Source organism: Rhodococcus sp. ACPA1 (assembly GCF_002300195.1).
In the GTDB taxonomy this organism is placed as follows: domain Bacteria; phylum Actinomycetota; class Actinomycetes; order Mycobacteriales; family Mycobacteriaceae; genus Rhodococcus_F; species Rhodococcus_F opacus.
In genome coordinates this window covers 857,017-881,671 of sequence record NZ_NSDX01000004.1, presented here as the reverse complement: position 1 = coordinate 881,671, position 24,655 = coordinate 857,017, and the positions used below count along the sequence as shown (strand labels likewise).

The window sequence follows — 24,655 nt, the reverse complement described above, 5'->3', positions numbered from 1 at the left end:
TGTGTGATATACAACGAATCCGCTACATGGGGGATATCGAGCGAGACCTTTCTGGTGATCTACGTCACCGCCGCCCTGGTCGCGGTCGGGCTGGCGGTGTTCCTCCGGTCCCGGGGCACCGCGCCCGCCCCGACCGCCGGTATTCGTCTCGATCCGGTGCAGGCCGGGATGCTGACCAGCGACGATCGCGCCGTCGCCGCCTCCCTGACGCTGCTGCGGGGAGCTGACCTCATCTCCGCCGACGGGACGATCCTGCGGGAGTGGGGAGTCGCGGACAACGCCCTCGGATCGTTCACGCGGGCCGTCTACGACGAACTCTCCTCCGGGCGCAGCGCCCTCGGCAACCTGCGGCTCCCGGGCCGGTTGCAGGCCCCGCTCGACCACCTGCGGGCCACCCTGGTCGCGCAGGGGCTGCTCACCGGACCCGAGCAGAAGGCCTGGAATCGGCGCGCGACCCTCCCGATCCTCGTCGTCGTGGCCATCGGCGTCGCACGCCTCCTCGCCGGGTTCGCCGGCGGCAAGCCGATCGGCTTCCTGCTGGTCGCGGTGGTTCTGCTCTCGGCCTCGCGGGAGCTCGTTCGCCGGACCGGCCGCAGGACGCCCCAGGGCACTGCGGAGCTCACCCGGCTGCGCCGCACACATTCCTACCTGGCGCCGCGGATGCGCCCGTCGCTCACCGCGTACGGTCCGACGCCGATCGCACTGTCGACGGCACTGTTCGGGATGGGGGCCGTCGGCCTGTTCTCTCCCGGTTTCGCGAGCGCAGCCGGTATCTCCGACAGCGGCAGCGGTGACGGCCCCAGCAGCGGCGGCGACAGCTCCTGCGGCGGCGGTGGAGGCTGCGGCGGCGGTGGGGGGTGCGGGGGATGACCGCCCTGATCGAGCCCGGCGTCGGCATCGGCTGGCGGCCGGAGATCTGCGGGATCATCGACCGGCTCGACGGGCTGCGGTTCTGCGAGGTGATCGCCGAATCGCTGCCCGTCCGCCGGCGCGGAGTCGGCGTTCCGGACGAACTGCGGTCGCTGGGGGTTCCCGTCGTCCCGCACGGCATCTCGCTGTCGCTGGGTGGCGCGGACGGCGTCGAGCAGCACCGGATCGACCGTCTCGCGCGGTGCGCCGACGCGCTCGGTGCGCCGCTCGTCAGCGAGCACGTCGCGTTCGTGCGGGCGGGCGGTCTCGAGGCCGGGCACCTGCTGCCGGTGCCGCGCTCGGCGGAAGCCCTGGACGTGCTGGTGCGCAACGTCCGGCGCACGCAGGAGTGCCTGCCGGTGCCCCTGGCAGTGGAGAACATCGCGGCCCTGTTCGACTGGCCGGACGACGAATACTCCGAGGGTGAGTTCCTGGCCGAGCTCGTCGAACGCACCGGCGTTCACCTGTTGCTGGACGTCGCCAACGTCTACGCGAACGCCCGCAACCGCGGCCGCGACGCCGGTGAGGAACTCCGGCGGCTTCCCCTCGAACGCGTGGCGTACTGCCACGTCGCCGGGGGATCCGAACGGGACGGCGCGTATCACGACACCCACACCGATCCGGTGCCCGACGGGGTGCTGGACCTGGTCCGGCAGTGGGCACCCGAAGGTCCCCCCGCGATGATGCTCGAGCGCGACGGTAACTACCCGCCCGCCCGGGAGTTGTTCGACGAGTTGGATGCGATCGCGGATGCGGCCGGGTTCGACCGGGTCACCGGCGGCGCCGTGTCGAGTCTGTCGTGACCGGGCTGGCGGAGCGGCAGGCAGCATTGGTCCGCGCTCTCGTCGCAGCGGGGCAGCTGCCGGAGGGATTCGACCGCGACGCGATCGGCACCGCATCGAAGGCCTTGCTCCGCAAGCGGTCCGGGGAAGTGGGCGATCACCTTCCCCACGTCCGCGCAACCCTCGGCGACCGATTCTTCGCGCTGTTCGCCGCCTGGGCCGAGGGCAGGCCGAAGGTGAGCACTCACGCGGACGCCGAGGCGTTCACCGCGTACCTCGAGTCGATCGGTGAACTGCCCGAACAGAGTCGCCGTCGTCGCCGTCGCCTGTTCAGCCCGCGACGAACCTGAGCAGCAGCTCGTTCACCTCTCCGGGTCGTTCCTGCTGGACGAAGTGGCCGGCGCCCTCGACGAGATGGATTCCGCGCAGGTCGGGGACGGTGTCGCGCATCCGGTCGAGGGCCTGCGCACCACTCATCGCGAGGACGGGATCGTGCACGCCGGCCACGAACAGCGTCGGCACCTCGATGTCGGCTCCGGCGAGACCCCCGGAGCGTTCCCAGTTGGCGTCGTACGCCCGGTACCAGTTCAGTCCGCCGGTGAACCCCGTCCGGGTGAAGACCTTCACGTAGTGGTCGAACTCGTCCTCCGTCAGCCACGACCACGGCAGGGGTGGGGCTTCCGGCAACACGTCCAGGTAACCGTTGCCGTCCGAGGGGTGCTGCCAGATGTCCAGATAGCGGTAAGCGCCCGACAACGCGTAGAACAGCCGCTGCAGGAATCCGCGGGGATCGGCGTCGAGTTCGCGGTCGGCGACACCCGGTTCCTGGAAGTAGTGGATGTGCAGGAAGTGCTTGCGCGCCATCGACGCATAGAGCTCCGACGGTCGCAGCGGGAACCGGTCGGGTGCGTAGGGGACAGCCAGTAGCACCAGCCCGGACACGCGTGCGCGGTGACGCAGTGCGACGGTCCATGCGACCGGCGCGCCGAAGTCGTGGCCGACGAACACGGCACGCTCGTGACCGAGCGTGTCGAGCAGACCGACCAGCGCGTCCGCCACTCGCTCGTTCGTGTAGTCGTCGATGTCGCGGGGCACGTCGGTGCCGCCGTAGCCGGGCATGTCCGGGGCGATTGCGCGGTACCCGGAAGCCGCGAGGGCCCGCATCTGATGTCGGTAGCTGTAGCCGAGGCCCGGGAATCCGTGGCACAGGACGACGGGTGGGCCGTCTCCCAGTTCGGTAATCTGCCAACGGAATCCGTCGACCGTGACGATCCGCTCCGTCGACGACGCCATGCTCCGCATCCCTCCACCGGCTGGAACGTGTTCTCGCAATGTAGCGTAGCGACGACGCCATTAGAATGCACCTGGCTCACAGTGGCGATCGTCGACCGACCGGGGAAGTGGAGTGATGCGCAATGGTGGAGGCACGCTCCCGCCATGAGTTCGTCGCACTCCAACTCCGGCAGCGCATCATGCAGCGGCAGTACGCGGTGGGTGAGTCGCTCCCCAGCGAAAGCATGCTGTGCGCGGAGTTCGAGGTGTCTCGCGGTCCCGTGCGCCAGGCTCTGGCGACGTTGAAGAACGAGGGGCTGATCCTGCTGTCCCAGGGGAAGCCTGCCGTGGTGCGAAGCCACGACATCACGCAGACCCTGGACACGTTCACCCCGTTCTCCCAGTGGGCACGTCGCACCGGCCGCGCCGCGGGGAGCCGCACGCTCGAGATCTCACGTCGCCGGGTGTCCGAACCTGCCGCCGGCGCATTGGGATTGACCACGGACGACTTCGTCGTCGAGGTGCTCCGCGTCCGGCTGCTGGACGGCGAACCGACGATGATCGAGCGGAGCACGTTCACCGAGCGGGTCGGCTCCCTGCTGTTCGAGTTCGACATCGACACCGGATCGATCACCGACTACCTCACCTCCCGCGGCGTCCGCTTCGAATCGATGGAGCATGTGCTCGACGCCGTCGCCGCGACCGGGGTCGACGCCGAGAATCTCGGGATCGACCCCGGCAGCCCGTTGCTCCGGGAACGTCGGACGTCGCGGGATCAGCACGGCGACACGTTCGAGTACGCGGACGATCGGTACCGTCCCGACCTCGTCGCCTTCAGCATCGTGAACGCCCGCACCATCGACCCCCGACTTCCGTCGGACGACGGCAACGGAAGTTAGCCGGCCGCCGCCATCAGGCGTTGCGCAGTTCGGCGAGCAGACCGGGCAGGTCCGCGACACTGTCGAGAACGTGGGTGGCCCCGGCCTCGGCCAGCTGGGTGGCGTCGTGGGCACCGGTGAGCACGCCCACGGAGGCGAGCGCTCCGGCGCGGAGGCCGGTGGTGACGTCCGACGTGGTGTCGCCGAGCACCACCATGGACTGCACGGACGGGGCGCCGGTGCGCATCAACGCGGTCAGCGCCAGGTCCGGGAAGGGGCGGCCGCGGACGCCGTCTCCGGGGCACAACACGACGTCGGCGACGTCCTGCCAGCCGAGCGCGCGGATGATCGACATCTGCGTTTCGCGCGCGAACCCGGTGGTGAGCGCCGTCTTGATGCCCTGCTCACGCAGCGAGCCGAAGAGTTCCTCGGCGCCGGGGACGGCGCTGCACCGGCCGTCGTCGACGAGTTGCGAGTAGCAGCGTTCGAATTCTTTGTTCGCCGCCTGCGCCTGCTCCTCGTTTCCGCCGCTGAGATGGCGGAAGACGACGATCTTGGACTGGCCCATGGTGTCGGAGACGTAGTCGAGCATCCGCCGGCGCTCCTCGTCGGTCTTCGACAGTCCGGCATGCGCGTCCGCGGCGAGGAAGGACTGCTGGACCAGCCCGCTGTCCTCGACGGTGGTGCCTGCCATGTCGAAGACGACGAGGCTGATGTCCCGGTGATGTGTTCCCATTGTCTGGTTCCTCTCGGAGTTCGGTGAGTGTGGTTGTGCTGCTACGCCATTACCGGCAGGGTTTCGCGGCCGAAGACGTGCTCGATGCGGTCCTTCGCCAGTCCCGTGCTGGTGGTCATGCCGATCCCGGTGGTCACGGTGACGATGTGCACGCCGTCGATCGGCTCCTCGATCAGGAATTCCGAACCGGGAGCCGAGCTGTACACGCCCTGCCAGCGTTCGGTGACGGTGACGTCCGAGACGCCGAAGAGGGCGGCGGCTTCACGGATCAGCACCTCGAACCCCTTCTCCGACTGGAACGGCTCGGCCGAGATCTCGCGGATGTGAGTGTCGCCCATCAGGATCGAACCATCGGGCTGTGGTGTGTACATTTGGTGGAGGTCGAGGTCGACGTAGTCGGGGTACTCGTCGCGGAGCCGTGCCGCGAGCGCCGCCGTCGCGGGAAGATTCTCGAAACCGCTGTACCGCACGAGCGACCAGCCCGTGAACAGGGGTGCGGGCAACGGCGCGGACAACGGAATCCTCGCGCGCATCATGTGGAGCCGGCACCGCAGGAGTCCCGCGCGCTCGGCCGGCTCCGGGAACAGGCGGTCGATGTCGTAATTGACGGTGACGAACACCGTCCCCGCGCGCAGATCGCCCCGCGAGGTGCGGACGGCTCCGGTCTCGAAACCGGTTGCGGCGGTTCGCCAGAAGAAGTCGACACCCGACGCTTCGAGCCACTGCGCGATGGCGGGGGCCGCTTCCCGCGGGTTCACCTGGAGGTCGTCGGCCATGTACATGCCCCCGACGACGCGGTCGCCGACGATGGGTAGCGCGCCGAGGATCCGGTCGCGGGACAGCAGTTCCGCTTCGGCCGGTCCGCGTACGTCCGCGAACTCGGTCATGACGGCCAGCTCGTCGTCATGCCGTGCTACGCAGTATGTTCCGGACTCGGCAGACCAGAACCCGGCCTTACGTGCCAGGTCGAGCCAGTGCTCCCGGCCCGCTCGGGCGTAGTCGCGGGCGACGCCCGACTGGGCGGTGATGCAGGCGTGGCCGAAGTTCTGGACGGACGCGCCCGCCACCCGGTCGGCATGATCGATCACCGCCACCGACAGACCCCGATTCGCCGCGTGGTACGCGTGAGCGAGGCCGACGATTCCGGCACCGACAACCACCACGTCGTAGCGTCGTTGATGTGTCATGGGTCCCACTGTGAACCGAGGACTCCAACATGTCAATACAAGTTGGTGGAATTCACCGCAGGTATATATAAGTTTCCTTCCGTTAACCGTGCGTTGGGTGGGTCGAGTGGTACGGGCCGGCCGTCTCTGCGACGATGACATTCCGTATCCACCCACCTCAGAAGGGCCAATCGATGAGTGGTGCTACCGATCCGAGTCCGGCGCCCGTGCACGAATCGCCGTCGGCGAACGATCGTTTCGGCCACTTGATCGAGCGCCGCGACGGCGTCGACTTCCCCTTCTACAACGGGGTTCCCGCGGCGCTGTCGGTGCGGCAGTGGGTGCTGGTGTGGGCGTCCGTCGCCGTCGGCTTCGCCGCCCTGATCCTCATCCCTCAGCCGAACAACTTCGTGGCGCTGATTCCGCGAATCCTGTTCGTCGCCATCCCGCTCGGAGTGCTGGCGCGGGTGACGCGCGAGCACTGGAAAGCGCTGTTTCGCAGAGTGAGCGGCCGCGACGTCCTCACGATGATGGGTTTCGCGCTGCTCAACCTGGCCGTCTCGGCCGGGCTGGCGTTGATCGTGCAATCCCTGTTCGACGTAGCGTCCAACGAGGCCGTCGACGATGCGGGCAAGGCGAGTGCGCTCGACACCGTCGCGTTCTACGTGGGCACCGGTATCCAATTGGTCGGCGAAGAAGTGTTCACCATGATCCCGTTTCTCGCGGTCATGTACTTCCTGTTCGCCAAGGCCAAGCTGTCTCGCAAGACGGCGATCGTCGTGGCCTGGCTGCTCAGTGCCGTGTGGTTCGGCGCTGCCCACCTGCAAACCTACGACTGGAACTTCGCTCAGGCATTCATCGTGATCGGCGGGGCCCGACTGGTTCTCACGCTCGCCTACATCCGCACCAAGAACCTGTGGGTCTCGACGGGCGCGCACATCATCAACGACTGGACGCTCTTCACCCAGGCGATTGTCCTCAACGCGGCCCTTTTCGCCCTCTAGCCGGGAGCCCGACCGTCAGTTGGGAATGGGGATGACGATGGGCGGCAGGCCCGGTATCTGCACCTGAATCTGCTGTGGCGGTGCGGGCGGCGCCGGAGCGGGGGCCGGGGGATAGTTCACCGGCGGCTCTGGCGCGGGCGGTGGGGGAGGCGGTGGCGGTGGCGGCGCGGGCGGTGGGGGCGGCGGCGCTGCCGGTTCGGGTGCCGGCGCGGGCCGCGGAGCCGCCTGCTGCACCACCGCAGGCGGTGGTGAATCCACCACCGGCGCCTGGGCTTCCACGGGTGCCACCGGATTCGGGCGCTCTGCCGGCTGCTGCGGGCCGGAACCGATCGGCACCGGCGACAGTCCACCGGTCATCAGATCCACCACGGTCACTTCGGTCATCGCCAGGTTGGAGGGCTGCACGACGTACAACCTGTCCTGTTGGAAGCCCGGCCACGGATCACCCTGCACGTCCGCGTTCTCGTTCACCACCGGGGAGAGCAGTGGGCTTCCGCGCACACATCGGACGCGGGGAACGCCGTGGTCGTCGATCAGCACGATGGTCCCCGCCTCGAGGACGGACTGGAACGCGCTCGCATGCCCGTCGTCGAAGCCGTGGTTGGTGACACGGGTATCTGCACGGAGCAGCACCGGTGTCAGGGTACGGACGTAATTCCGCACGTCGTCGACCTGGAACACACTCGACCAGGCCTGCAGCCTCGCCGGATCCTGCTCGAGGTCGTCGACGAGACGCTGCCGGTCGCAGAGCACTCGGTCGGGGCTTCCGCCGTAGAGGCCGGCACGGTCGCCGATCACCCGGATCCCGGCGGCGCGGGGTTCGCTCGGCAGGTCGGTGCCCGGCGGACCGAACGGAACCGTCGTCGGCGTCTGCGGCGGAAGCAGCACTTCCGTCCACGGAAGTTGCCCGTTGTCGGTGGCCCGGTCCAGGTCGACCGGGTCGGGGTTGGACCCTGAACCCGAGGAGCACGCCACGAGCACCGCGGCGGTCAGGGCCCCGGCGACCGCCAGCCAGCTACGCGGTGCGCGCCCGGGGCGCGTACCGGCTCGAACGACTGCTGTGCGTCGGGCACGCCGTGCGGCCTGCCCGGCGACGTCGGTGGCCACCACGCCATGGTAAGCACAGTCGCTGATCAGCCGGGCCGTATTGCGGTGTGGTTGCCGGCCCGGCAATCGGTCAGCTGGTGATCATGTCCTCCTGCGACCAGAACGCCCGCATCGACGTGATCTTCCCGTCGTCGTCGAAGGTCATGACATCGATCGGGGCGATTTCGAGCTTCTGCTCACCCAGATCGGTGACGAGGGAGAAGTGGAACGCGGCCGAGTTGCCGGCGATCTTCAGGGTCAGGAGCTCGCCGGTCTGCTTCAGGGGTTCGATCACGCCGTAGAACTCGCGCAGCGATTCCACCGACGTCCGCGGCTCCGTGCCCACGGGATCCTCCACGGTGGCGCCCTCGGCGTACAGCGCGACGACGTCGTCGACGGTCCCGGTGGCCACCGCCTCGATGTACCTTTCGACGGTCTTGCGGATGTCTTCTGCGGACGGTGCCATGATGCGAACTCCTCAGTCGAATAGAACGTGTTCTAGCTTGGAGAGTAGCGCAGCACGTCCCGGCCGGGGAGCCCCTTCTCCCAGGCAGCGGGACATGGCTCCGCCCCCGCCGACGTCGGCAGAGGCGGAGAGGACATGGTCGTCAGGTTCGCGGCGCGGAGGCCTCCTCCAATTTCTCGAGCCGGGGAGCGCTCGCCCCCCTGGCCGGAGCAGCCGTTACGGAGGACACTTCTTCCAGCGACTTCCCCTTCGTCTCCGGAGACATGAAGAAGCAGATCACGAACGCGACCGCCGTCAGCACTGCACCGAAGAGCATCGTGGTGCCGGTTCCCAGCGACGAGATACTCAGCGGCAGCAGGTACGTGCCCGTCGCGGCGCCGAACCGGCTCACCGCGGTGGCGATTCCCACCGCAGTCGCCCTGAACTCGGTGGGGAAGAGCTCGTTGGGGTAGATCCACACCAGGATGCTCGGACCGCCGGAGATGAACGCGTACGCGCAGAAGGCGGCGACGATGAACCAGAGGGGCCCGTCCGCCCACAACCACAGCCCTGCCAGCGGAATCACCATCAGTGCCAGCGGGACCACGGCGATCGGACGCCGGCCCCACTTCTCGACCAGGAACAGCGCGGGAATGGATCCGGCGACGATGAGCCCGATGATGACGGTTTCGACGATGAGCCCCGCGGAACCGTCACCGGAGATCGAGAAGCCCGACAGGATCGTGGGCAGGAAGGTCAGCAGTGCGTAGAGCGGGGTGACGACCGCCAGATACAAAGCGCTGCACATGATCAGCCGGGCAAGGTACTGGCCGCGAAAGTAGATCCGGATGTCGGCCTTCGGCTCGTCCGCCGTGTCCTCGACCGTGACCTTGCTCAGGTCGAGTTTCTCCCCGTAGATCTTCTCGACCACGGCCTCGGCGTCGGCCACCCGGCCGTTCTTCAGGAGCCAGCGCGGCGACTCCGGGATTCCGCGACGCACCAGGATCACGATCAGACCCAGAACGGCACTGGACGCGAGGAGCAGTCGCCAGTGGTCGTTGCCGCCGGAGATGCCGACGACGAGCGCGCCGACCACGTACGCGGCAACCGCGCCCGCCGACCACGCGACAGCCGACATCCCGACCATGGCGCCGCGCTTCTTGGTGGGCGTGAACTCGGTGAGCAGCGAGGTGGCGATGGGGTAGTCGGCACCGATGGCCGCGCCGATGACGAAGCGCAGGACGATGAGCTGCCACGGCAATTGGACGAACACCGACAGCCCGCACGCGACGACCAGCACCACCAGGTCGAGGGCGTACATCTTCTCCCGGCCGATCCGGTCGGTGAGGAAGCCGAACACGGTGGCGCCGAAGAAGATACCGATCAGCGAGGCCGCGCCGATCAACCCTGCCTCGGCTGTCGTCGGGTGAAGTTGCTCGGTCACCCCGAGCAGGGCCACGCCGATGATGCTCATGACGTACCCGTCCAGGAATGGTCCGCCACAGCACGCGATCAGGAGCTTGGTGTGGAACCCGCGTTTGGCGGGTCTGTCCATCACGTCGAAGGAACTCATGTCGTCTCCACTACGTAGATTGGTGCCGTCACCCTGGGGGTGGCGGTCGAGTCGGCCGCACTCGGCCGGTACCGCTAAGGGGTTGTCTTGTTCAGCGCCGAGTAGGCGAGCTGCTCGAGCAACAGCGAGGCATGGTGCGGGGAGTCGGCGCTGACGTCCAGCACCTGCTTGGTGATGCTCAGCGCCAGCGGCGAATACGCCGCGAGTTCGTGCGCGATGCTCAGCGCCTGCTTCACGTGCTCCGCGGGAGGGGCGATCTCACTGACGACGCCCCAGCGTTCGGCGTCCGAGTGATCGAAGCGCCGCCCGCGCAGGACGAGGTCGCGGGCACGTCCGGCCCCGACGATGCGGGTGATGCGCGTGACGCCACCGGAACTGGGGAGGATCCCGATTCCGATCTCCGGGAATCCGAACACCGCGGCCGGATCGGCGACGCGAATGTCGGTGGCGAGAGCCAGTTCGAGCCCGCCTCCGAGGCAGTAGCCGGTGATCGCGGACACGGTGGGTTGCGGGAGAGCCGCGAGCACCTCGTACACCGAACCGGACGTGCGGTAGTACTCGGCGATCGCCTCCGGGGTCATCTCCCGCAGTTCGGTGACGTCCGCGCCGGCCGAGAACACCGAGTCGCCCCCGGTGAGGACCACCGCACGACTGGACTTCACCTCGGGTGACCCCAGTGCGCCGAGCAGTTCGGCTTCCATGTGCGTGGACAACGCGTTCCGCTTCTGTTCCCGCTTCAGGGTGACGACGGCGACGTCGCCGTCGCGGCGCACATCGACGGTCCCGGCGTTCTCGGTCGGCATCGTGCTACTTCTCCCCGGCCTCGTAGCGGAAGGACAGCAGATTGTCGAGGCCCCGCTTGTTGGCCTCGTTCGCGATGACCAGGCGCTGGATCTCGGACGTGCCCTCCCAGATACGATCGACGCGCAGTTCGCGCCACAGCCGCTCGACGGGGTAGTCGCGGATGTAACCGCGCCCACCGAAGATCTGGACGGCCCGGTCCACCACCCGGTTCGACGCCTCGGAGGCGGCCAGCTTCACGGTTGCAGCCTTGGCGTGCAGCGTCTTTCGCAAGTCGGCATCGTTGGGGTCGGCCTGGTCGAACTCCCACGCCACCTGGTGGGTGAGCGCCCGGTTGGTGGTGATGTCCACGACGGAGTCGGCGATCATGCCCTGGATCAGCTGACGGTTGATCAGCGGCTCGCCGCCCTGCACCCGCTCCCGCGCCCAGTCGACGGCCAGGGTCAGCGCCCGCTCGGCGGCACCGATCGTGCGTGCACCGATCATCAGCCGCTCCTCCGTGAACCAGTCGCGGGTGAGGTCGTGGCCCTGTCCGATGCCACCGAGCACGGCGTCCGCTCCGACACGCACGTTCTCGAACGTGAACTCGGGGTGCTCGTAGACGAACGTGTGCGTGTAGCGGGGGATGTGCTTGATCTTCACACCCGGGGTGTCGACGTCGATCAGGAAGATCGTTGCGGCGTGCTCGGGTTCGACGTTGGCCAGCACGATGAGGTAGTCGGCGACGTCACCGACCGTGACGAACCACTTCTCGCCGTTAATGATGTACCCGCCGTTGCCGTCGGGTGTCGCGGTGGTGCTCGCCGCGGAGAAGTCCGAGCCCGCGTTGGCCTCGGAGATCGCGACGGCGTCGCGGCGGTCGCCGCGGGCACCGGGAATCAGGTAGCGCTCCCGCTGTTCGGGGGTCGCGTGGGTCAGCGGGTTCGCGGGCCGCCACACCGTGTCCCACAGCGCGTTGGTGAGCTTGCCGAGTTCGTCCTGCACGACGGCCTGCTCGAGCACCGTCAGTCCGGCACCGCCGTATTCGACGGGGGTGTTGATCGCCTGGAGTCCCGATGCGAGGACGGCCGCTTTGATGGTGGCGTGGGATTCGTCGGAAATTCCGTTGTTTCTTTCGCACTCGTCCTCGAACTGCATGATCGTGTCGGTCAGGGCGCGTGCGCGCTCCTTGAGGTCGGCGAGGCGGGGGCTGTATGCGAATTCCATGGTGTCAGAACTTCCTTGTGTCAGTTGGTGTTCGATGTGTTGAGGACGATGCGTGCGTCGAGTCCGAGGGCTTGCTTCGGAGTGACGAACAGCGGGTTGATTTCGAGTTCCGCGATCTCGGGGTGCGCGGTGGCCACGGCCGTGACGGCGGCGATGGCGTCCGCGGCCGCGTCGAGGTTGATCGGGGGCCTGCCGCGAACCCCTCGGAGCAGAGCGGATGCCCGCAGGTTGTCGAGCAGACCACGGGCGGTCTCCGCGTCGACGGGCGCCAGTGCGAAGGCGACGTCGGCGAGGACCTCGGTGAAGATGCCGCCGAGACCCACCATCGCCACGGGTCCGAATCGCGGGTCGGTCTGGACGCCCACGATGAGTTCGACTCCCTCACTCAGGTCGGCCATGCTCTCCACGCAGTAGGCGGGCGCGGCGAGCGAGCCGTCCATACGCGTGAACGCGTCGGTGAGTTGCTGCGCGGTTTCCAAACCCAGTGCGACCCCGCCGGAGTCGGACTTGTGCAGCAGGCCCATCGCCTTCAGAACCACGGGGTATCCCACGCTGCCGGCCGCTGCCACCGCTTCGGCGCACGTCCGCACCAGTTGCGCGTCCGGGAACTCGACGCCCGCACCGCGGAAGAGTTCGCGGGCGTCCCAGTAGGCGTCGCTGGCGACCGGCTCGGCCGGCTCGCTCTCCCCGCCCGCAGGATGCTGCGGCGCAGCGGTTTCGGCGATGACTCCGAGCGCACCGGAGGCATCCTCCACCGCCCGGAAGACCGGGACTCCGCTGTCGGTCAGGACCCGGGCCGCGGCGCTGTCGGGATGCATCGTGTGCACGACGACCGGCTTGCCGTGGTTTCGCGCCGTCTCCGCCATCGCACGGGCGGTGTCGACCTCCGCTCGCGCGAGGTTCTCACCGTAACTCCCGTAGCCGCCGAAATATCCGGTGAGCAGGACGGAGTCGATGGCCGGACTCTGCAGGATGGTGTCGAGGACCGAGACGAACGAGGTGATGTCCTGTTCCCCGGCGCCGGCGAGGTCGACCGGGTTGGTCACCCCGGCGGACGGTGGCAACAGGGCGCGCAGTGCACTGCTGACGTCGGCCGTGAACTCGGGCACCGTGAGTCCGGCAGCCTCCACGACGTCGGACGCGACACCTGCGTGCCCGCCGCCGTCCGCGACGACGCCGACCCGGCGCACCTCCGCGGGTCCGTAACCGAGGAGGGTGGCCGCCACGTCCGCGAGCTGCCGTGGACTCGACACCCGGTACACCCCGGCGGCCCGGCAGGCCGCGTCGATGACCGCGCTGTCGGACGTCAGCGATCCCGTGTGCGACTGCGCCCCGCGGACGGATGCCTCGCTGCCATCCACCGTCAGCAACAGGACCGGCTTCCCCGCCCGGGACGCCTGGGCGGCCGCGTCGACGAACGCCCGCCCGTCACCGAAGTCCTCGCAGTACACGGCGATGAGATCGGTGTCGTCGTGCTCGACGCAGGAGCGGATGAGGTCGGCGGCGCCGAGGTCTGCCTGGTTCCCGAGCGAGGCGAACCGGGAGAACCCGTGTCCGCGGGCCTCGAGGAACTGGCTGAGTTCGAGTGCCATGTTGCCGCTCTGGGAGAGCAGCGCGACCCGGCCGGCGGGAAGCGGGTTCGAGGCCAGCGTCAGCGCCGTGCTCGAATCCAGCACACCCAGGCAGTTCGGCCCGAGGAGGACGGCCCCGGCGGCCCGCACCCGCTCCACGACCCGATCCTGCACAGCCTTTCCGGCAGCACCGAGTTCGGCGAAACCGGCGGTGACGCCGACGATCGCGGTGGCGCCTGCCGCGAGGGCGTCGTCCACGGCCTCCTCGAAACCCTGCGCCGGGACGGTGATGACGACGAGATCGACTCGTTCGTCGAGTTCCGACAGGCTCCGGAGCGAGGGGTGTCCCAGGATGCGCTCGCCGCGCCGGTTGACGAGGTGGACCGACCGGCTGCCCTTCATGCGGAGAGCCTGGACGCTGATCCAGTTGCCGTACTTCGTCTCGTCGTTGCTGGCACCGAGGACGGCGACCGACCGGGGATCGAACAGCGCCGTGAGGTCGCGGTCGACGATCGCGCTCATCGCGTCTCCTCGACCTTCGGAGCGGGGTGACCAGTACCCCAGGCGTCGGCGCCGCCGTCGATCACCAGAGTGGTCCCGGTGACGTAACTGCCTGCGGGGGAGGCAAGGAACGTGACGACTCCGGAAACGTCCTCGGCCGTACCCAGCCGTCCGAGCGGCACCGCGGACGTCCATTGCGCCCGGGCCTCTTCGGTGTAGTTGCCCTCCATGCCCTCCGTCGCGATGGTGCCGGGGGCGATGCAGATCGACCGGATTCCGTACCGGCTCCACTCCAGCGACAGTCCGGAAGCCAGGTTCTCGAGGGCGGCGCGGGCCGAGGTGGCATGGACCATCGATGCGATTCCGCGACGCGGGGAGAACGCCATGAAGAAGATGCATCCCGACCGCTGCGGAATCATCGCGCGAACGGCGACCTCCCGGGTGACCGCCCAGGTGGCGTCGACGGCGAGGCGGTGAACGGCGCGCCATCCCTTGCTCGTGATGTCCTCGGCCGGCGCCGCGAACTGGCCACCCGCATTGTTGACCAGGATGTCGATCCGGCCGAACGTGTCGAGGGCGCGGTCGACCAGATCGGTCACCTGCTGTTCTTCGCGAATGTCGGCGGGCACTGCGAGCACCCGGGCACCCAGCGCCTCGATCTCGGCTGCGGTCTTCTCGAGGGGCTCGGACCGGCGACCGCTGATGACGACGTCGGCTCCACACCTCGCCATGTCCAGTGCGATCGCGCGTCCGATCCCGGTGCCTCCACCGGTGATCAGTGCCACCCGCCCGCGATGGACATCGGGGCGCAGCACCTGCCCGGCGCCTCCGCCTGGGTTCTCACATTCCATCGAGCGTTCGCCTCTCGTCGCTACCGTTCCGACCACCAGGGTCTGACTGATGCATCAGTTATACCGTGATGCAGCCCACAGATGTCAAGGTTTTTTCGGAAACTGACTCACCGCCCGAATGCTTCCCCTGCTCGTTCATGCAGATTGAACTGCTGTTATGTCGGCGAATGCCCGGATTCGGCGCCTTTCACTCAGAGGATGCATCGTCTGACTGATGCGTCAGTTTGAAGCGTATGATTTGATGGATCAGTCAGATGACCATCGAAGGAGGGACAGTGACCGCTCAACTCACCGAGGACGCGCGCCGAACGGCGATACTCGATGCCGCGGCTCAGCTGATCGCCGAGCGCGGATACCACTCGGTCCGCATCTCCGACATCGCGCAGGTCGTCGGCACCAGCACCGGGGCGGTGCACTACTACTTCCCCGGCAAGAGCGACGTCCTGACGGCGGCCCTCCGCCACGCCATCGACAACGCGTTCGACCGGCAGAGTCGCGAACTCAAGGCAATCGACAACGCCCACGAGCGACTGCTCCGCCTGATCGACATGCAGTTGCCCCGCGTCGGACCGCTGCGCGACGAGTGGTCCATCTGGCTGCAATTCTGGGCCGAGGCCACGCTTCGACCCGAACTCCGCCCGTTCCACAACACGTACTACGCGCGCTGGCACGAAACCGTCGTCAAGATCGTCCGGCGCGGACAACGCCAGGAGATCTTCCGCACCGACGTCGACCCGGAAACCATCGCGCAGCGGTTGACCGCGCTCACCGACGGGACCGCCATCCAGGTTCTCACCGGCGCACCGAACATGACCGTCGCCGCCATGAAAGAGGTTCTCGTGCAGTTCGTTCACGACGAACTCGTCGCGCCGCGGACATGGTGAAGCGGACCGCTCGACGCGTTCGAGTCCATGGGCGCTAGCACCACCCGCGGGCGCAGTGCCGTCGCCTGGGGATGTGGCGCGGCCTCGGCGGTCGCCTACGGACTCACCCCGACGTTCGCCGCGATCGGCTACGCCGGGGGCGTGTCCCCGGCCGTCCTCGTCTGCCTCCGCAGCCTCGTCGGTGCCGCACTCCTGCTACTCCTGGCCTGGTCCACCGGAAGACTGGCGGGCGTGACCTGGAAGTCCGCTGTCGGGCTGTGCGTCGTCTGCGGCCCACTGTTCGGAATCCAGCTGCTGTGTTTCTTTGCGGCAGTGCGGGTTACCGGTGCCCAGATCGCGGTCGTGATCGTCCACGTCTACCCGCTGTTCGTGATGGCGCTGGTCTGGGTGCTCACCCGGAACAGGATCCACCGCGGTCAGTTGGTGCTGGCCCTCGCGATGTCCGGCGGCATCGCACTCGTCGCAGGCGCGGGCAGCTCCACCGTCGCCCTGAACGGGGCGATACTCGCCCTCCTCAGCGCGGCCGGGTACGCCCTGTATCTGGTGGTCGGGGAACGATGGGTACACCAGGTCAGCCCCGTCGCCGCCGGCGGACTGGCGTCACTCGGCGCCGGAATCGCCACCGGCACCATCGCCGTCGTCGACGGACAGTCCTGGACGTTCGCACCCAGCGGGTGGGGGTCCATCCTGTTCCAGGGGCTCCTGCTGATGCCCATCGGGATCGGCTGCTCCTTCATCGCCGTGCGAGCGCTCGGATCGGCGTCGGTCAGCCTCCTCGGACTGCTCGAACCGGTGGTCGGGGTACTGGCCGCGCAGATTCTGCTGGGCGAGCAACTGTCGCCGCCGCAGTGGGCGGGGATGGCCGTCGTCCTGATCGCGTCCGCAGCGCTGCCGTGGATGCGGGAGAAGCGTCCCCGGCACGTCGATCGGCCGCCGGCCCTGCACGGGGCCGAGAGCCGATAGCGTCTACCGGTCCGGAGCGAGACCCACCGCCCTCTGCATCGCCTCGAAAGCGTTGTCGGCGTCCGTGTTGGGTCCGACGATCAGGATGTCGAGCCGACGTCCGTCGGTACCGAAGACGTGCATGATGTCGGGCGGCTGGTCCGGATCCGGGCCGGACACCTCGATTCCGTCCTGACGGTCGATGCCGCGTTGCGAGATGCTCAGCGAGTTCCAATCGAAGGCGACGCGTTCGGTCGTCCCCACTCGATCCGTCAGTGCGCTGATCAGGTCGTGCAGTTCGGTGGTCAGGTTGGTGGTTCGGGGCCACCACGCCCCGTCGACACCCTCCGAGACCTCGCCGCGAGCGCGCAGCAGCAGTCTCGGGGTCCGGGTGGGTGCGTCGAAAGGCTGCCCACCGTCGGCCGTCGGCCGAGAGAGTCCCAGCCCACGCCCGGAGTGCGTGATGTTGTCGTCGTGCGTCATCGTTCACGTCCCTTCGCGCTCGAGGTGCGGTCGAAGCCGTCCCTGATGCCCTTGATGCCCTTGATGCCCGACATCAGCAGCTCGTCGGCGGTCAGGGCACTGTTGGGGTTGGCCGCCGTGTGCATCGTCGAGTCGGCGTAGCGGGCATCGGCCTCGGGGGGCACCACCAGAAGCGTCAACCTCGTCCGCTTCACACCGCTCACGTACAGGGTGTTGAGCGGCTGGTACTCGTAGCCGTCGAGATGCACCGATCGCCCCGCCACCATGATCCGGCGCGGAGCAGGAAGCCAGGCCTTGATGTCGTACACGATCCGATCGACGACACCCACTCGAATTGCCACCAGCGCAACCAGATCCGGAATCTCCACGGTGAGGTCGCGGGACCGGGGCCACCAGGCGCCGTCCACGGTGCCCGCACTGGGCGCTTCGGGCTTCAACCGCAGACGCGGCGACTGCGCCGGACCGCCACGAGTATGGGCACCGTGAAGACGACCGGGAAAGTTGCGATCCTGTTGTAGCGTCATGACGACGCTCCCGCCTCGGCCGCAAGGCAGCCGATATCTCTGTCGGCGGCGACGCGATCTTGGGCGTTCGCATGCGAAGTGCCTCCGATACCCTCACCCTACGCGCAGGGGATACGGCGATCGGCTACGCCGACCACTCGATCAACGGCGGACGGACCGCAGCGCACAGCGGATTTCCCCGGGCGTCGGTGAGCCCGAGCCGCGCCGTGATGCGACCGGCAGCCGACGCGGCCTCCGCAGTCGCCGGATCCACCGCGTCCCACATCAACTTCGCCCGGCGGAACATGTCGAATCCGCCGTCGGCGTCGACCGTTCCCCACGACAGGTAGACGAACCGCGCGCCCGGCCGGCCCTGCACGTACGGTCCGGTGATGTCGAGACCCGTCGGCTTCGGGGTGGCCTTGCAGTCGAGAACCCAGCGGGCGGTGGTCGCGTCTCCCGGATGCAGACCGAGCAGGCCGGCGTGGGCACCGCGGCGTTGCACCGCCACGTGGATGTTGTCGTAGCCGGGGAAATTGGCTCCCGGCGGGCACGACGATCCGGGAAGGTCGGTTGCCTCGATCACGAGTTGCACCTATGTATCAAACCACCCGTGAGTACTTATCAACCGCCCGTGGTTAACAAGTACTCACGGGCGCGTCAGCGCACAACAGTTGCGTTGCGCCGGGCATGAATCCGGATCCGTGGTGGTACACGGGGTCCATCGTGGTGACGAGCAGCCGCCCCGCGGTGGTGGTCTCGTCGACGAAGAGGACCGAACCGTCGCGCTCGCCGTCCTCGGTGTGCAGATCGACCAGGCTCACCGCGCGACCCGGCGGCTCCAGGACGCCGTGGTAATGCCAGATCACGGAATGTTCGGAGAAGTAGTCCCACGCCGGATGGTCCGGGGACCGCAGCCGCAGTCGGTGATCCTCGCCGGTGCGCCACCACCAGAAGACGGTGGGGCGACTGACCTCGCGGACGCCGGGCAGCCAGTCCCCGGAGTTGTTCTCGCCGAAGACGACCACCGTCGCGCCGCGGCCGAGACAGTCGGTGATCGTGTCCGTCCACCGTGTCAGCAAGTCCGGGCGCAGGCGGTCCGCCACCACCAGGACGTCGACGTCGCGAATGTCGTCGAGGTCGCCGGTGCGCACGTGCACCGGGCGGATCCGGTACGGCTCCAGGGCGGGATCGGCGAGGGTGGCCAACTGGGCGTGGCTGCCACCGTGCAGGAAGGCGACGGTCGCGGCGCGGGTCATCGTGCCGCCAGCCATCGGACGATCTGCGTCCGCAGGTCGGCGGTGCCGCGATCGGCACCCGAGAACTGGAGCAGGTCGTTGCCGCCGTGCACCAGCACGCGACCGGCGCCGAGCGGGTACTCGTAGTCGATCGAGGCGCGGGTGCGGCCGATCGTGTGCACAACCCGCGCGCCGTCCGGCAGGTCCAGATAACAGCAACGGCCGTAGAACCCCGCGACGCCGATCCGTTCGAGTTCGGCGAACGGCACCGGTCCGCGGCGGCCGGTGTTGTAGAGAAACGCCTTCGGATCGGTGCCGGCCCACACAGGATGGTCCGTCACACGCGTCAGCGCCAGATCCGAGGGGCCGCGGAACTCGAGCTTGCGCCACCTGGTCAGTCCGTCCAGGAAGATGCGCTGTACGTGCCCGTTGACGACGACACGGCCGCCGCGGACCACGAACGAGTTCAGGAAGTCCCGCTGCTCGACGAGGAATCCTGATCGACGTCCCAGGTGAGGTAGATGCCGGCGACGTCCGCGGTGCACGCGGTCGGCAGGTCGTAGACGTCGACTTCACGGAGCCCGTCGACCACCGTCCCGTCTCGGGGAGCCATCACGGCCTTGTGCGCTTCGCGCCTGTGAGTACTTATTAACCGCCCAACGTTAATAAGTACTCACGGGCGCGTCAGCGCACTATGTTGACCATCTTGCCGGGGACGACGATCACCTTGCGGGGATCCTGGCCGTCGAGGAGCGCCACGATCTTGTCGTCGGCCAGCGCGATCTTCTCGATCTCCTCGCGCGGGGCGTCGGCGGCGACGGTCACGCGGCTGCGGACCTTGCCGTTGACCTGGATCGGGTACTCGACGGTGTCTTCCACCAGCCACTTCTCCTCGGCCACGGGGAAGGGTCCGTGAGCCAGGGACTTCTCGTGCCCGAGCCGCGACCACAGTTCCTCCGCGAGGTGCGGGGCCAGCGGTGCCAGCATCAGCACCAGCGGCTCCACCACCGAGCGGGGCGCACCGCCGGGGTACGCCTTGGTGAGGTGGTTGGTGTACTCGATCAGCTTGGCCGCCGCCGTGTTGTCCCGCAGGGCCGTGTAGTCCTCGCCGACACCGGCGATCGCCTTGTTCAGCGCGCGCAGCGTGTCCTCCGTCGGGGCGTCGTCGGTGACGCGGACTGCACCGGACTCCTCGTCGACCACCACACGCCACGCGCGCTGCAGGAAGCGCTGCGCACCGACGACGTCCTTGGTCGCCCACGGACGGGACGTGTCCAGCGGACCCATCGACATCTCGTACACGCGGAGCGTGTCGGCGCCGTACTCCTCGCAGATCTCGTCCGGCGACACGGAGTTCTTGAGGCTCTTGCCCATCTTCCCGTACTCGCGGTTGACCTCGACGCCCTGGTGGAAGAACTTGCCGTCCTTCTCCTCCACCTCGTCGGCAGGCACGTAGACGCCGCGCGCGTCGGTGTACGCGTACGCCTGGATGTAGCCCTGGTTGTACAGGCGACGGTACGGCTCGCTCGAGCTGACGTAGCCGAGGTCGAACAGCACCTTGTGCCAGAACCGCGAGTACAGCAGGTGCAGCACGGCGTGCTCGACACCGCCGACGTACAGGTCGACGCCGCCGGGATCGTTGGGTCCGTGGATCTCCGGACGCGGACCCGTCCAGTACCGTTCGTTCTCCTTGTCGCAGAACACGTCCGGGTTGGTGGGGTCGATGTACCGCAGCTGGTACCAGGAGCTGCCCGCCCACTGCGGCATCACGTTGGTGTCGCGGCGGTACGTCTGCAGTCCGTCACCGAGGTCGAGTTCGACGTTGACCCAGTCGACGGCCTTCGCCAGCGGGGGAGAGGGCTCCGAGGACGCGTCGTCGGGATCGAACGACACGGGTGCGTAGTCCTCGACCTCCGGGAGCTCCACCGGCAGAGCCGATTCCGGCAGGGCGCGCGCGTTTCCCTCGGCGTCGTACACGATGGGGAACGGCTCGCCCCAGTACCGCTGGCGCGCGAACAGCCAGTCGCGCAGCTTGTACTGGATGGTGCCCTTGCCGGTGCCGTCCGCTTCCAGGCGGTCGGTGATCGCCTTCTTGGCGTCGGCGACGCTCATCCCGTTCAGGAAATCGGAGTTCACGATGGTGCCGTCGCCGGTGTACGCGTCCTTGGTGAGGTCGCCGCCGGAGATCACCTCGACGATGTCGAGGCCGAACTCGGTCGCGAACTCGTAGTCGCGGTGGTCGTGGCCGGGGACGGCCATGATGGCGCCCGTGCCGTAGCCGGTGAGGACGTAGTCGGCGATGAACACCGGCAGCTCGAGCCCGTTCACCGGGTTCACGGCGTAGGTGCCGAGGAAGACACCCGTCTTCTCCTTGTATTCCTGACGCTCGAGATCCGACTTCGACGCGATCGACTTCCGGTACGCCGCAACCGCTTCGGCGGGAGTTGCAGCACCGCCGGTCCAGCGCGAATCGACACCCTCGGGCCACTCGGCCGCGACGATGTCGTCCACCAGTTCGTGCTCCGGGGCCAGCGTCACGTACGTCGCGCCGAACAGTGTGTCCGGACGCGTCGTGAACACCTCGACGTCGTGGACCGTGGATTCACCCTCGCTCCGCTCGACCCCGACGGCGAACTTCACCTGCGCACCGTGCGAGCGCCCGATCCAGTTGCGCTGCATGGTCTTGACCTTCTCGGGCCAGTCCAGGTACTCCAGGTCGTCCACCAGACGGTCCGAGTACGCGGTGATGCGCATCATCCACTGCTGCAGGTGCTTACGGAACACGGGGAAGTTGCCGCGGTCGCTGCGACCGTCCGCGGTGACCTCTTCGTTCGCCAGCACCGTGCCCAGACCGGGGCACCAGTTGACCATCGAATCGGAGTGGTAGACGAGGCGGTAGGAGTCGAGGACCGCCTCCTTCTCGGACACGGACAGCGACGCCCAGTCCCGTCCGTCCTCCAGCGACCGCGCACCCGACACGAACTCGGCCTCGAGCTCCGAGATGCGCCGGGCCTTGCCCGCCTCCTTGTCGAACCACGCGTCGTGGATCTGCAGGAAGATCCACTGCGTCCAGTGGTAGAAGTCGGTGTCGGTGGTCGCGAACGTACGGCGTTCGTCGTGGCCGAGCCCGAGGCGGCGCAGCTGCCGCTTCATGTTGACGATGTTGGCCTCGGTGGTGGTCCGCGGGTGCGTGCCCGTCTGCACCGCGTACTGCTCGGCAGGCAGACCGAACGCGTCGTAGCCGAGGGTGTGCAGCACGTTGTGGCCCTGCATGCGGTGATAGCGGGCGAACACGTCGGTGGCGATGTAGCCGAGCGGGTGGCCCACGTGCAGACCCGTCCCCGACGGGTACGGGAACATGTCCTGCACGAACAACTTGTCCGCGGGAACGTCGCCGGCGAGGGGACCGACCGGGTTGGGCGCGTTGAACGTGCCCTCCTCGCTCCACCGGTCCTGCCAGCGCTGCTCGATCTGGCCGGCGAGTTCCGCGGTGTAGCGGTGCTGCGGGGTCGCGTCGGACGGGTTGGCGGGCTGCACGTGCTCGGTCACTGTGGTCGCTATCTACTTGGCTGACATTCTGAATTAGGGGGATACCGTCAACCAGGGTAGAGCCTCACCCCACCCGGGCTCACCTGCGCGTCCGGGTCCGCCGTATCCTGGTCTCGTGTTGATTGCCTCCGTCGTGCTGTTCGTGCTCGCCGTCGCTGTCTCCGGTGTCGCCGTTGCAGGCCTCGCCGAGCGGCTCCCGCGCAACCGGTGGGCGGGTGTCCGCACCCCCGAGACGATGCGCGACGATCAGACGTTTGCGCTGGCCAACAAGGTCGCAGGGCCCACCCTGCTTGCCGCTGCCGGGCTCCTCGTCATCGGCGGAATCGCCGGAATCCTGATCGGCGGAGTCTTCGGAATCGGCGCCGTCCTCGTCAGCGTCGTGGCTGCCGCTCTCACCGCGGCGACGGGCGGATCGCTCGGTGCCCGTGCCGCCGCGGCGGTGCCCGCTGCCGACACCGGCGGGTGCGGCAGTTCCTGCGGTGCGTGCTCGCTGAAGGGCGCCTGCCAGCCGTCCTGATCGGCTGGCGACGGCCCGTCCGGTGAAGTCCTCGCGCGTCGTCGACCCCGCAGGCGCAGTTTTCGGGCTCCTGCTGCCGGTGGTCGCCGCCCTGTGCGGGGTGATCCTCACGAAGGTCTGGGAACCGCGGCTTCCGGCGGAGATCGCCACCCACTGGACCACCACCTCGCCCGACGGCTTCGCCACCCCGATGTCCAGCGCCTGGACGTTTGCCCTGGTGACGGTGCTGTTCGGTGGCGGATGCGCCGCGATCGCCGCCCTGGCCCAGGCGATGCTCATGATGCGTCGCACGATGCTCGTCGTCGGATTGTCCGTGGTCGGTCTGATCCTGACGGTGCAGGTGGTGCTGCTCTACGTCCAACTCGACGTCGCCGACGCCTCGGACACCGAACTTCCGTTGTGGTCGCTCGGCCTCGGCGTCGTGATCGGCGCGGTCGTCGGCCTGCTCGGCGCCGCCCTGCTACGCGACTACCGGCCCCGGGTGTCCGCCACCAGTCCTCCCGACCCCCGGTTGCCGCGCGCCGACGACCCGGCGACGGTCGCGGACACGGTCGGTTTCGGCACCGTCGGCTCGCTGGTGCTGCTCCTGCTGCTCGGTGTCGCGCCCGCTGTCGCCGTCTGCCTGCTCGTCGACGGGTGGTGGCCCCTCGCGGTGTTCGTGCCGGTCGGGGTGCTGATCGTGAGCCTGCTTCGCTTCCGGGTGATCGTCGATCGGTCCGGTATCCGGGTGGTGAACATGGGCATGACCGCCCTGCAGTACGGCGTCGACGAGATCGAGGGCGCCCGCGTCGACGTGATCAAGCCGTTCGACGACTTCGGCGGCTGGGGACTCAAGGTGAAGGGCCGACGGAACTACGGCGTCGTGACGAGGACCGGTCCCGCCGTGATCGTCACGACCGCCTGCGGCGACCGGCTGACCGTCACCAGCGCACGGGCCGAGGACATGGCCGGGGCGCTGAACGCGTTCGCCGACCGGCGGCTCCGCCGCCTGTGAGTGGCCGGGGAGTGCAGGGACTCGTCAACCACTCACGGGCGGGAGGCCTGGTGCACCGCGTCGAGCACACGGTCGAGGTAGCCGAGGGCGGCCCGGACCGCGGCGTTCTCGTCGCGGGCGGCGATCGCGTCGACGACGGCACGGTGGTCGTCGGTGGTCAGCGACGGGGGGTGGACGCCCTCGGTGAAGTCGTACGTGGCGCGGGTGGGTTCGAGGATGCCGGCGAACAGGTCGGACAGCACCGGATTGTGCGCGGCCTCCACGACCCCGAGGTGGAACGCGAGGTCGGCGTCCGCGAACCGGGACGGCTGATCCGTCGTTCGCTGCCGCTCGTCGAGTAGCGCAGACAGGGACCGCAGATCGTCGTCCGTGCGGCGACCGCATGCCAGGCGGACGGCCTCGGTCTCGAGCGCTCGCCGGACTTCGAAGACGTTCAGCATCTCGGCGACCGCGACCTGCCGCCCGAGCAGCCCGCCGATGTCGGTGCGGGCTCGCACGAACGTTCCGGACCCGCGCCGGATCTCGAGGATGCCCGTCGACGTGAGGGTCTTGATGGCCTCGCGCACGGTGTTGCGCCCGACCCCGAGCAGCGTCATCAGCTCGGGTTCCGTCGGGATGCGCTCGCCCACCGTCCAGTCGCCCTGGGCGATCCGGCCACGCATCCAGTCCAGGGACTGCTGATACGCGGACTCGCGCCGAACCACTGTCATGTACTCATCCTCACACCTCGCCGGCTCGCGACTCACGACCGGCCCGCCTAAACT

General features: G+C 68.3%; 27 protein-coding genes. 9 read left to right on the top strand and 18 right to left on the bottom strand.

Annotated elements, in window-relative coordinates; all coding sequences use genetic code 11:
- Positions 1–3: 3 nt before the first annotated feature.
- From CJ177_RS22065 to CJ177_RS22055, 3 genes are read left to right on the top strand one after another with little or no spacing between them, the layout of a single operon-like run.
- Entirely contained in the window at positions 4–870 is an 867-nt protein-coding gene (locus tag CJ177_RS22065; protein WP_257014625.1) for a TIGR04222 domain-containing membrane protein, read from the top strand.
- A complete protein-coding gene (locus CJ177_RS22060; RefSeq protein ID WP_095868580.1) occupies positions 867–1,712 on the top strand; it encodes a DUF692 domain-containing protein in 846 nt (281 codons plus the stop codon). The genes CJ177_RS22065 and CJ177_RS22060 overlap by 4 nt, the downstream gene beginning before the upstream one ends.
- The gene (locus CJ177_RS22055) at positions 1,709–2,041 is read left to right on the top strand and encodes a hypothetical protein (RefSeq protein ID WP_095868579.1); all 333 of its coding nucleotides are present in this window, start codon (positions 1,709–1,711) and stop codon (positions 2,039–2,041) included. Before CJ177_RS22060 ends, CJ177_RS22055 begins: the two co-directional genes overlap by 4 nt.
- Here CJ177_RS22055 and CJ177_RS22050 read toward each other — a convergent pair.
- A complete protein-coding gene (locus CJ177_RS22050; RefSeq protein ID WP_095868578.1) occupies positions 2,022–2,984 on the bottom strand; it encodes an alpha/beta fold hydrolase in 963 nt (320 codons plus the stop codon). The two genes, CJ177_RS22055 and CJ177_RS22050, sit on opposite strands and share 20 nt — an antisense overlap.
- Positions 2,985–3,106: 122 nt before the next feature.
- On the opposite strand from CJ177_RS22050, the gene CJ177_RS22045 reads away from it, so the two are divergent.
- Positions 3,107–3,862 carry a GntR family transcriptional regulator gene (locus CJ177_RS22045; protein ID WP_061044766.1) on the top strand — a complete coding sequence of 252 codons (756 nt, stop codon included), beginning with the start codon at positions 3,107–3,109 and terminating at the stop codon, positions 3,860–3,862.
- 13 nt (positions 3,863–3,875) lie between these two features.
- Here CJ177_RS22045 and CJ177_RS22040 read toward each other — a convergent pair whose 3' ends face one another.
- Entirely contained in the window at positions 3,876–4,577 is a 702-nt protein-coding gene (locus tag CJ177_RS22040) for a phosphonatase-like hydrolase (protein WP_061044767.1), read from the bottom strand.
- A 41-nt stretch (positions 4,578–4,618) separates the two neighbouring features.
- Positions 4,619–5,764, bottom strand: a complete 1,146-nt coding sequence (locus CJ177_RS22035) for a TIGR03364 family FAD-dependent oxidoreductase (RefSeq protein ID WP_095868577.1) — start codon at positions 5,762–5,764, stop codon at positions 4,619–4,621.
- 173 nt (positions 5,765–5,937) lie between these two features.
- Here CJ177_RS22035 and CJ177_RS22030 point away from each other — a divergent pair, with 173 nt between their 5' ends.
- Positions 5,938–6,747: a CPBP family intramembrane glutamic endopeptidase gene (locus tag CJ177_RS22030; RefSeq protein ID WP_095868576.1), complete on the top strand. Its 810-nt coding sequence runs from the start codon at positions 5,938–5,940 to the stop codon at positions 6,745–6,747.
- A 15-nt stretch (positions 6,748–6,762) separates the two neighbouring features.
- Here CJ177_RS22030 and CJ177_RS22025 read toward each other — a convergent pair whose 3' ends face one another.
- The 7 genes from CJ177_RS22025 to CJ177_RS21995 form a co-directional block, all read right to left on the bottom strand.
- On the bottom strand, positions 6,763–7,857 hold the full coding sequence (locus tag CJ177_RS22025; RefSeq protein ID WP_061044770.1) for a DUF6777 domain-containing protein: 1,095 nt from the start codon (positions 7,855–7,857) through the stop codon (positions 6,763–6,765).
- 67 nt (positions 7,858–7,924) lie between these two features.
- The gene (locus tag CJ177_RS22020) at positions 7,925–8,299 is read right to left on the bottom strand and encodes a nuclear transport factor 2 family protein (protein ID WP_061044771.1); all 375 of its coding nucleotides are present in this window, start codon (positions 8,297–8,299) and stop codon (positions 7,925–7,927) included.
- Positions 8,300–8,441: 142 nt separating this feature from the next.
- Positions 8,442–9,851 carry an MFS transporter gene (locus CJ177_RS22015; protein ID WP_095868575.1) on the bottom strand — a complete coding sequence of 470 codons (1,410 nt, stop codon included), beginning with the start codon at positions 9,849–9,851 and terminating at the stop codon, positions 8,442–8,444.
- A gap of 74 nt (positions 9,852–9,925) precedes the next feature.
- Positions 9,926–10,654, bottom strand: a complete 729-nt coding sequence (locus CJ177_RS22010) for an enoyl-CoA hydratase/isomerase family protein (RefSeq protein ID WP_095868574.1) — start codon at positions 10,652–10,654, stop codon at positions 9,926–9,928.
- A 4-nt stretch (positions 10,655–10,658) separates the two neighbouring features.
- Positions 10,659–11,858, bottom strand: a complete 1,200-nt coding sequence (locus CJ177_RS22005) for an acyl-CoA dehydrogenase family protein (protein ID WP_005249166.1) — start codon at positions 11,856–11,858, stop codon at positions 10,659–10,661.
- A gap of 20 nt (positions 11,859–11,878) precedes the next feature.
- On the bottom strand, positions 11,879–13,951 hold the full coding sequence (locus CJ177_RS22000) for an acetate--CoA ligase family protein (protein ID WP_095868573.1): 2,073 nt from the start codon (positions 13,949–13,951) through the stop codon (positions 11,879–11,881).
- Positions 13,948–14,781 carry an SDR family NAD(P)-dependent oxidoreductase gene (locus CJ177_RS21995; RefSeq protein ID WP_005249164.1) on the bottom strand — a complete coding sequence of 278 codons (834 nt, stop codon included), beginning with the start codon at positions 14,779–14,781 and terminating at the stop codon, positions 13,948–13,950. Before CJ177_RS21995 ends, CJ177_RS22000 begins: the two co-directional genes overlap by 4 nt.
- Positions 14,782–15,035: 254 nt before the next feature.
- On the opposite strand from CJ177_RS21995, the gene CJ177_RS21990 reads away from it, so the two are divergent.
- A complete protein-coding gene (locus CJ177_RS21990; RefSeq protein ID WP_005249163.1) occupies positions 15,036–15,665 on the top strand; it encodes a TetR/AcrR family transcriptional regulator in 630 nt (209 codons plus the stop codon).
- Between the two features lie 27 nt (positions 15,666–15,692).
- The gene (locus CJ177_RS21985) at positions 15,693–16,628 is read left to right on the top strand and encodes a DMT family transporter (RefSeq protein WP_005249162.1); all 936 of its coding nucleotides are present in this window, start codon (positions 15,693–15,695) and stop codon (positions 16,626–16,628) included.
- Positions 16,629–16,631: 3 nt separating this feature from the next.
- Here CJ177_RS21985 and CJ177_RS21980 read toward each other — a convergent pair whose 3' ends face one another.
- From CJ177_RS21980 to leuS, 7 genes are all read right to left on the bottom strand, one after another.
- Positions 16,632–17,090, bottom strand: a complete 459-nt coding sequence (locus CJ177_RS21980) for a DUF5994 family protein (protein WP_005249160.1) — start codon at positions 17,088–17,090, stop codon at positions 16,632–16,634.
- Positions 17,087–17,614, bottom strand: coding sequence for a DUF5994 family protein (locus CJ177_RS21975; protein ID WP_231914447.1), 528 nt, complete (start codon positions 17,612–17,614; stop codon positions 17,087–17,089). Before CJ177_RS21975 ends, CJ177_RS21980 begins: the two co-directional genes overlap by 4 nt.
- Before the next feature lie 124 nt (positions 17,615–17,738).
- Positions 17,739–18,188, bottom strand: coding sequence for a DUF5990 family protein (locus tag CJ177_RS21970; RefSeq protein WP_061044775.1), 450 nt, complete (start codon positions 18,186–18,188; stop codon positions 17,739–17,741).
- Positions 18,189–18,231: 43 nt separating this feature from the next.
- On the bottom strand, positions 18,232–18,867 hold the full coding sequence (locus CJ177_RS21965) for a hypothetical protein (RefSeq protein ID WP_257014624.1): 636 nt from the start codon (positions 18,865–18,867) through the stop codon (positions 18,232–18,234).
- On the bottom strand, positions 18,849–19,289 hold the full coding sequence (locus tag CJ177_RS21960; RefSeq protein ID WP_231914446.1) for a hypothetical protein: 441 nt from the start codon (positions 19,287–19,289) through the stop codon (positions 18,849–18,851). The genes CJ177_RS21965 and CJ177_RS21960 overlap by 19 nt, the downstream gene beginning before the upstream one ends.
- A gap of 8 nt (positions 19,290–19,297) precedes the next feature.
- Complete coding sequence (locus CJ177_RS48360; RefSeq protein WP_231914445.1) at positions 19,298–19,444, bottom strand: hypothetical protein; 147 nt, start codon at positions 19,442–19,444, stop codon at positions 19,298–19,300.
- A gap of 71 nt (positions 19,445–19,515) precedes the next feature.
- Positions 19,516–22,380: a leucine--tRNA ligase gene (gene leuS / locus CJ177_RS21955; protein ID WP_025433637.1), complete on the bottom strand. Its 2,865-nt coding sequence runs from the start codon at positions 22,378–22,380 to the stop codon at positions 19,516–19,518.
- A gap of 115 nt (positions 22,381–22,495) precedes the next feature.
- On the opposite strand from leuS, the gene CJ177_RS21950 reads away from it, so the two are divergent.
- Positions 22,496–22,897, top strand: coding sequence for an SdpI family protein (locus CJ177_RS21950; protein WP_005249154.1), 402 nt, complete (start codon positions 22,496–22,498; stop codon positions 22,895–22,897).
- Positions 22,898–22,919: 22 nt separating this feature from the next.
- Positions 22,920–23,891 (top strand): DUF1648 domain-containing protein, encoded by a 972-nt coding sequence (locus tag CJ177_RS21945; protein ID WP_095868571.1) that lies wholly within the window; start codon positions 22,920–22,922, stop codon positions 23,889–23,891.
- Between the two features lie 32 nt (positions 23,892–23,923).
- Here the strand turns inward: CJ177_RS21945 and CJ177_RS21940 are convergent, their stop codons facing one another.
- Positions 23,924–24,601, bottom strand: coding sequence for a FadR/GntR family transcriptional regulator (locus CJ177_RS21940; RefSeq protein ID WP_025433638.1), 678 nt, complete (start codon positions 24,599–24,601; stop codon positions 23,924–23,926).
- Positions 24,602–24,655 lie beyond the last annotated feature (54 nt).

Bases quoted from the DNA above. Each gene is read 5' to 3' on its own strand.
- CJ177_RS21990 (WP_005249163.1), top strand. From the start codon at position 15,036: ATGACCATCGAAGGAGGGACAGTGACCGCTCAACTCACCGAGGACGCG.
- CJ177_RS21980 (WP_005249160.1), bottom strand. From the start codon at position 17,090: ATGACGCACGACGACAACATCACGCACTCCGGGCGTGGGCTGGGACTC.
- CJ177_RS48360 (WP_231914445.1), bottom strand. From the start codon at position 19,444: ATGGCTCCCCGAGACGGGACGGTGGTCGACGGGCTCCGTGAAGTCGAC.
- CJ177_RS22030 (WP_095868576.1), top strand. From the start codon at position 5,938: ATGAGTGGTGCTACCGATCCGAGTCCGGCGCCCGTGCACGAATCGCCG.
- CJ177_RS22045 (WP_061044766.1), top strand. From the start codon at position 3,107: ATGGTGGAGGCACGCTCCCGCCATGAGTTCGTCGCACTCCAACTCCGG.
- CJ177_RS22050 (WP_095868578.1), bottom strand. From the start codon at position 2,984: ATGGCGTCGTCGACGGAGCGGATCGTCACGGTCGACGGATTCCGTTGG.
- CJ177_RS22060 (WP_095868580.1), top strand. From the start codon at position 867: ATGACCGCCCTGATCGAGCCCGGCGTCGGCATCGGCTGGCGGCCGGAG.
- CJ177_RS21985 (WP_005249162.1), top strand. From the start codon at position 15,693: ATGGGCGCTAGCACCACCCGCGGGCGCAGTGCCGTCGCCTGGGGATGT.
- CJ177_RS22005 (WP_005249166.1), bottom strand. From the start codon at position 11,858: ATGGAATTCGCATACAGCCCCCGCCTCGCCGACCTCAAGGAGCGCGCA.
- CJ177_RS22010 (WP_095868574.1), bottom strand. From the start codon at position 10,654: ATGCCGACCGAGAACGCCGGGACCGTCGATGTGCGCCGCGACGGCGAC.
- CJ177_RS22020 (WP_061044771.1), bottom strand. From the start codon at position 8,299: ATGGCACCGTCCGCAGAAGACATCCGCAAGACCGTCGAAAGGTACATC.
- CJ177_RS21995 (WP_005249164.1), bottom strand. From the start codon at position 14,781: ATGGAATGTGAGAACCCAGGCGGAGGCGCCGGGCAGGTGCTGCGCCCC.
- CJ177_RS22000 (WP_095868573.1), bottom strand. From the start codon at position 13,951: ATGAGCGCGATCGTCGACCGCGACCTCACGGCGCTGTTCGATCCCCGG.
- CJ177_RS22035 (WP_095868577.1), bottom strand. From the start codon at position 5,764: ATGACACATCAACGACGCTACGACGTGGTGGTTGTCGGTGCCGGAATC.
- CJ177_RS21975 (WP_231914447.1), bottom strand. From the start codon at position 17,614: ATGACGCTACAACAGGATCGCAACTTTCCCGGTCGTCTTCACGGTGCC.
- CJ177_RS22040 (WP_061044767.1), bottom strand. From the start codon at position 4,577: ATGGGAACACATCACCGGGACATCAGCCTCGTCGTCTTCGACATGGCA.
- CJ177_RS21940 (WP_025433638.1), bottom strand. From the start codon at position 24,601: ATGACAGTGGTTCGGCGCGAGTCCGCGTATCAGCAGTCCCTGGACTGG.
- CJ177_RS21965 (WP_257014624.1), bottom strand. From the start codon at position 18,867: ATGGCTGGCGGCACGATGACCCGCGCCGCGACCGTCGCCTTCCTGCAC.
- CJ177_RS22015 (WP_095868575.1), bottom strand. From the start codon at position 9,851: ATGAGTTCCTTCGACGTGATGGACAGACCCGCCAAACGCGGGTTCCAC.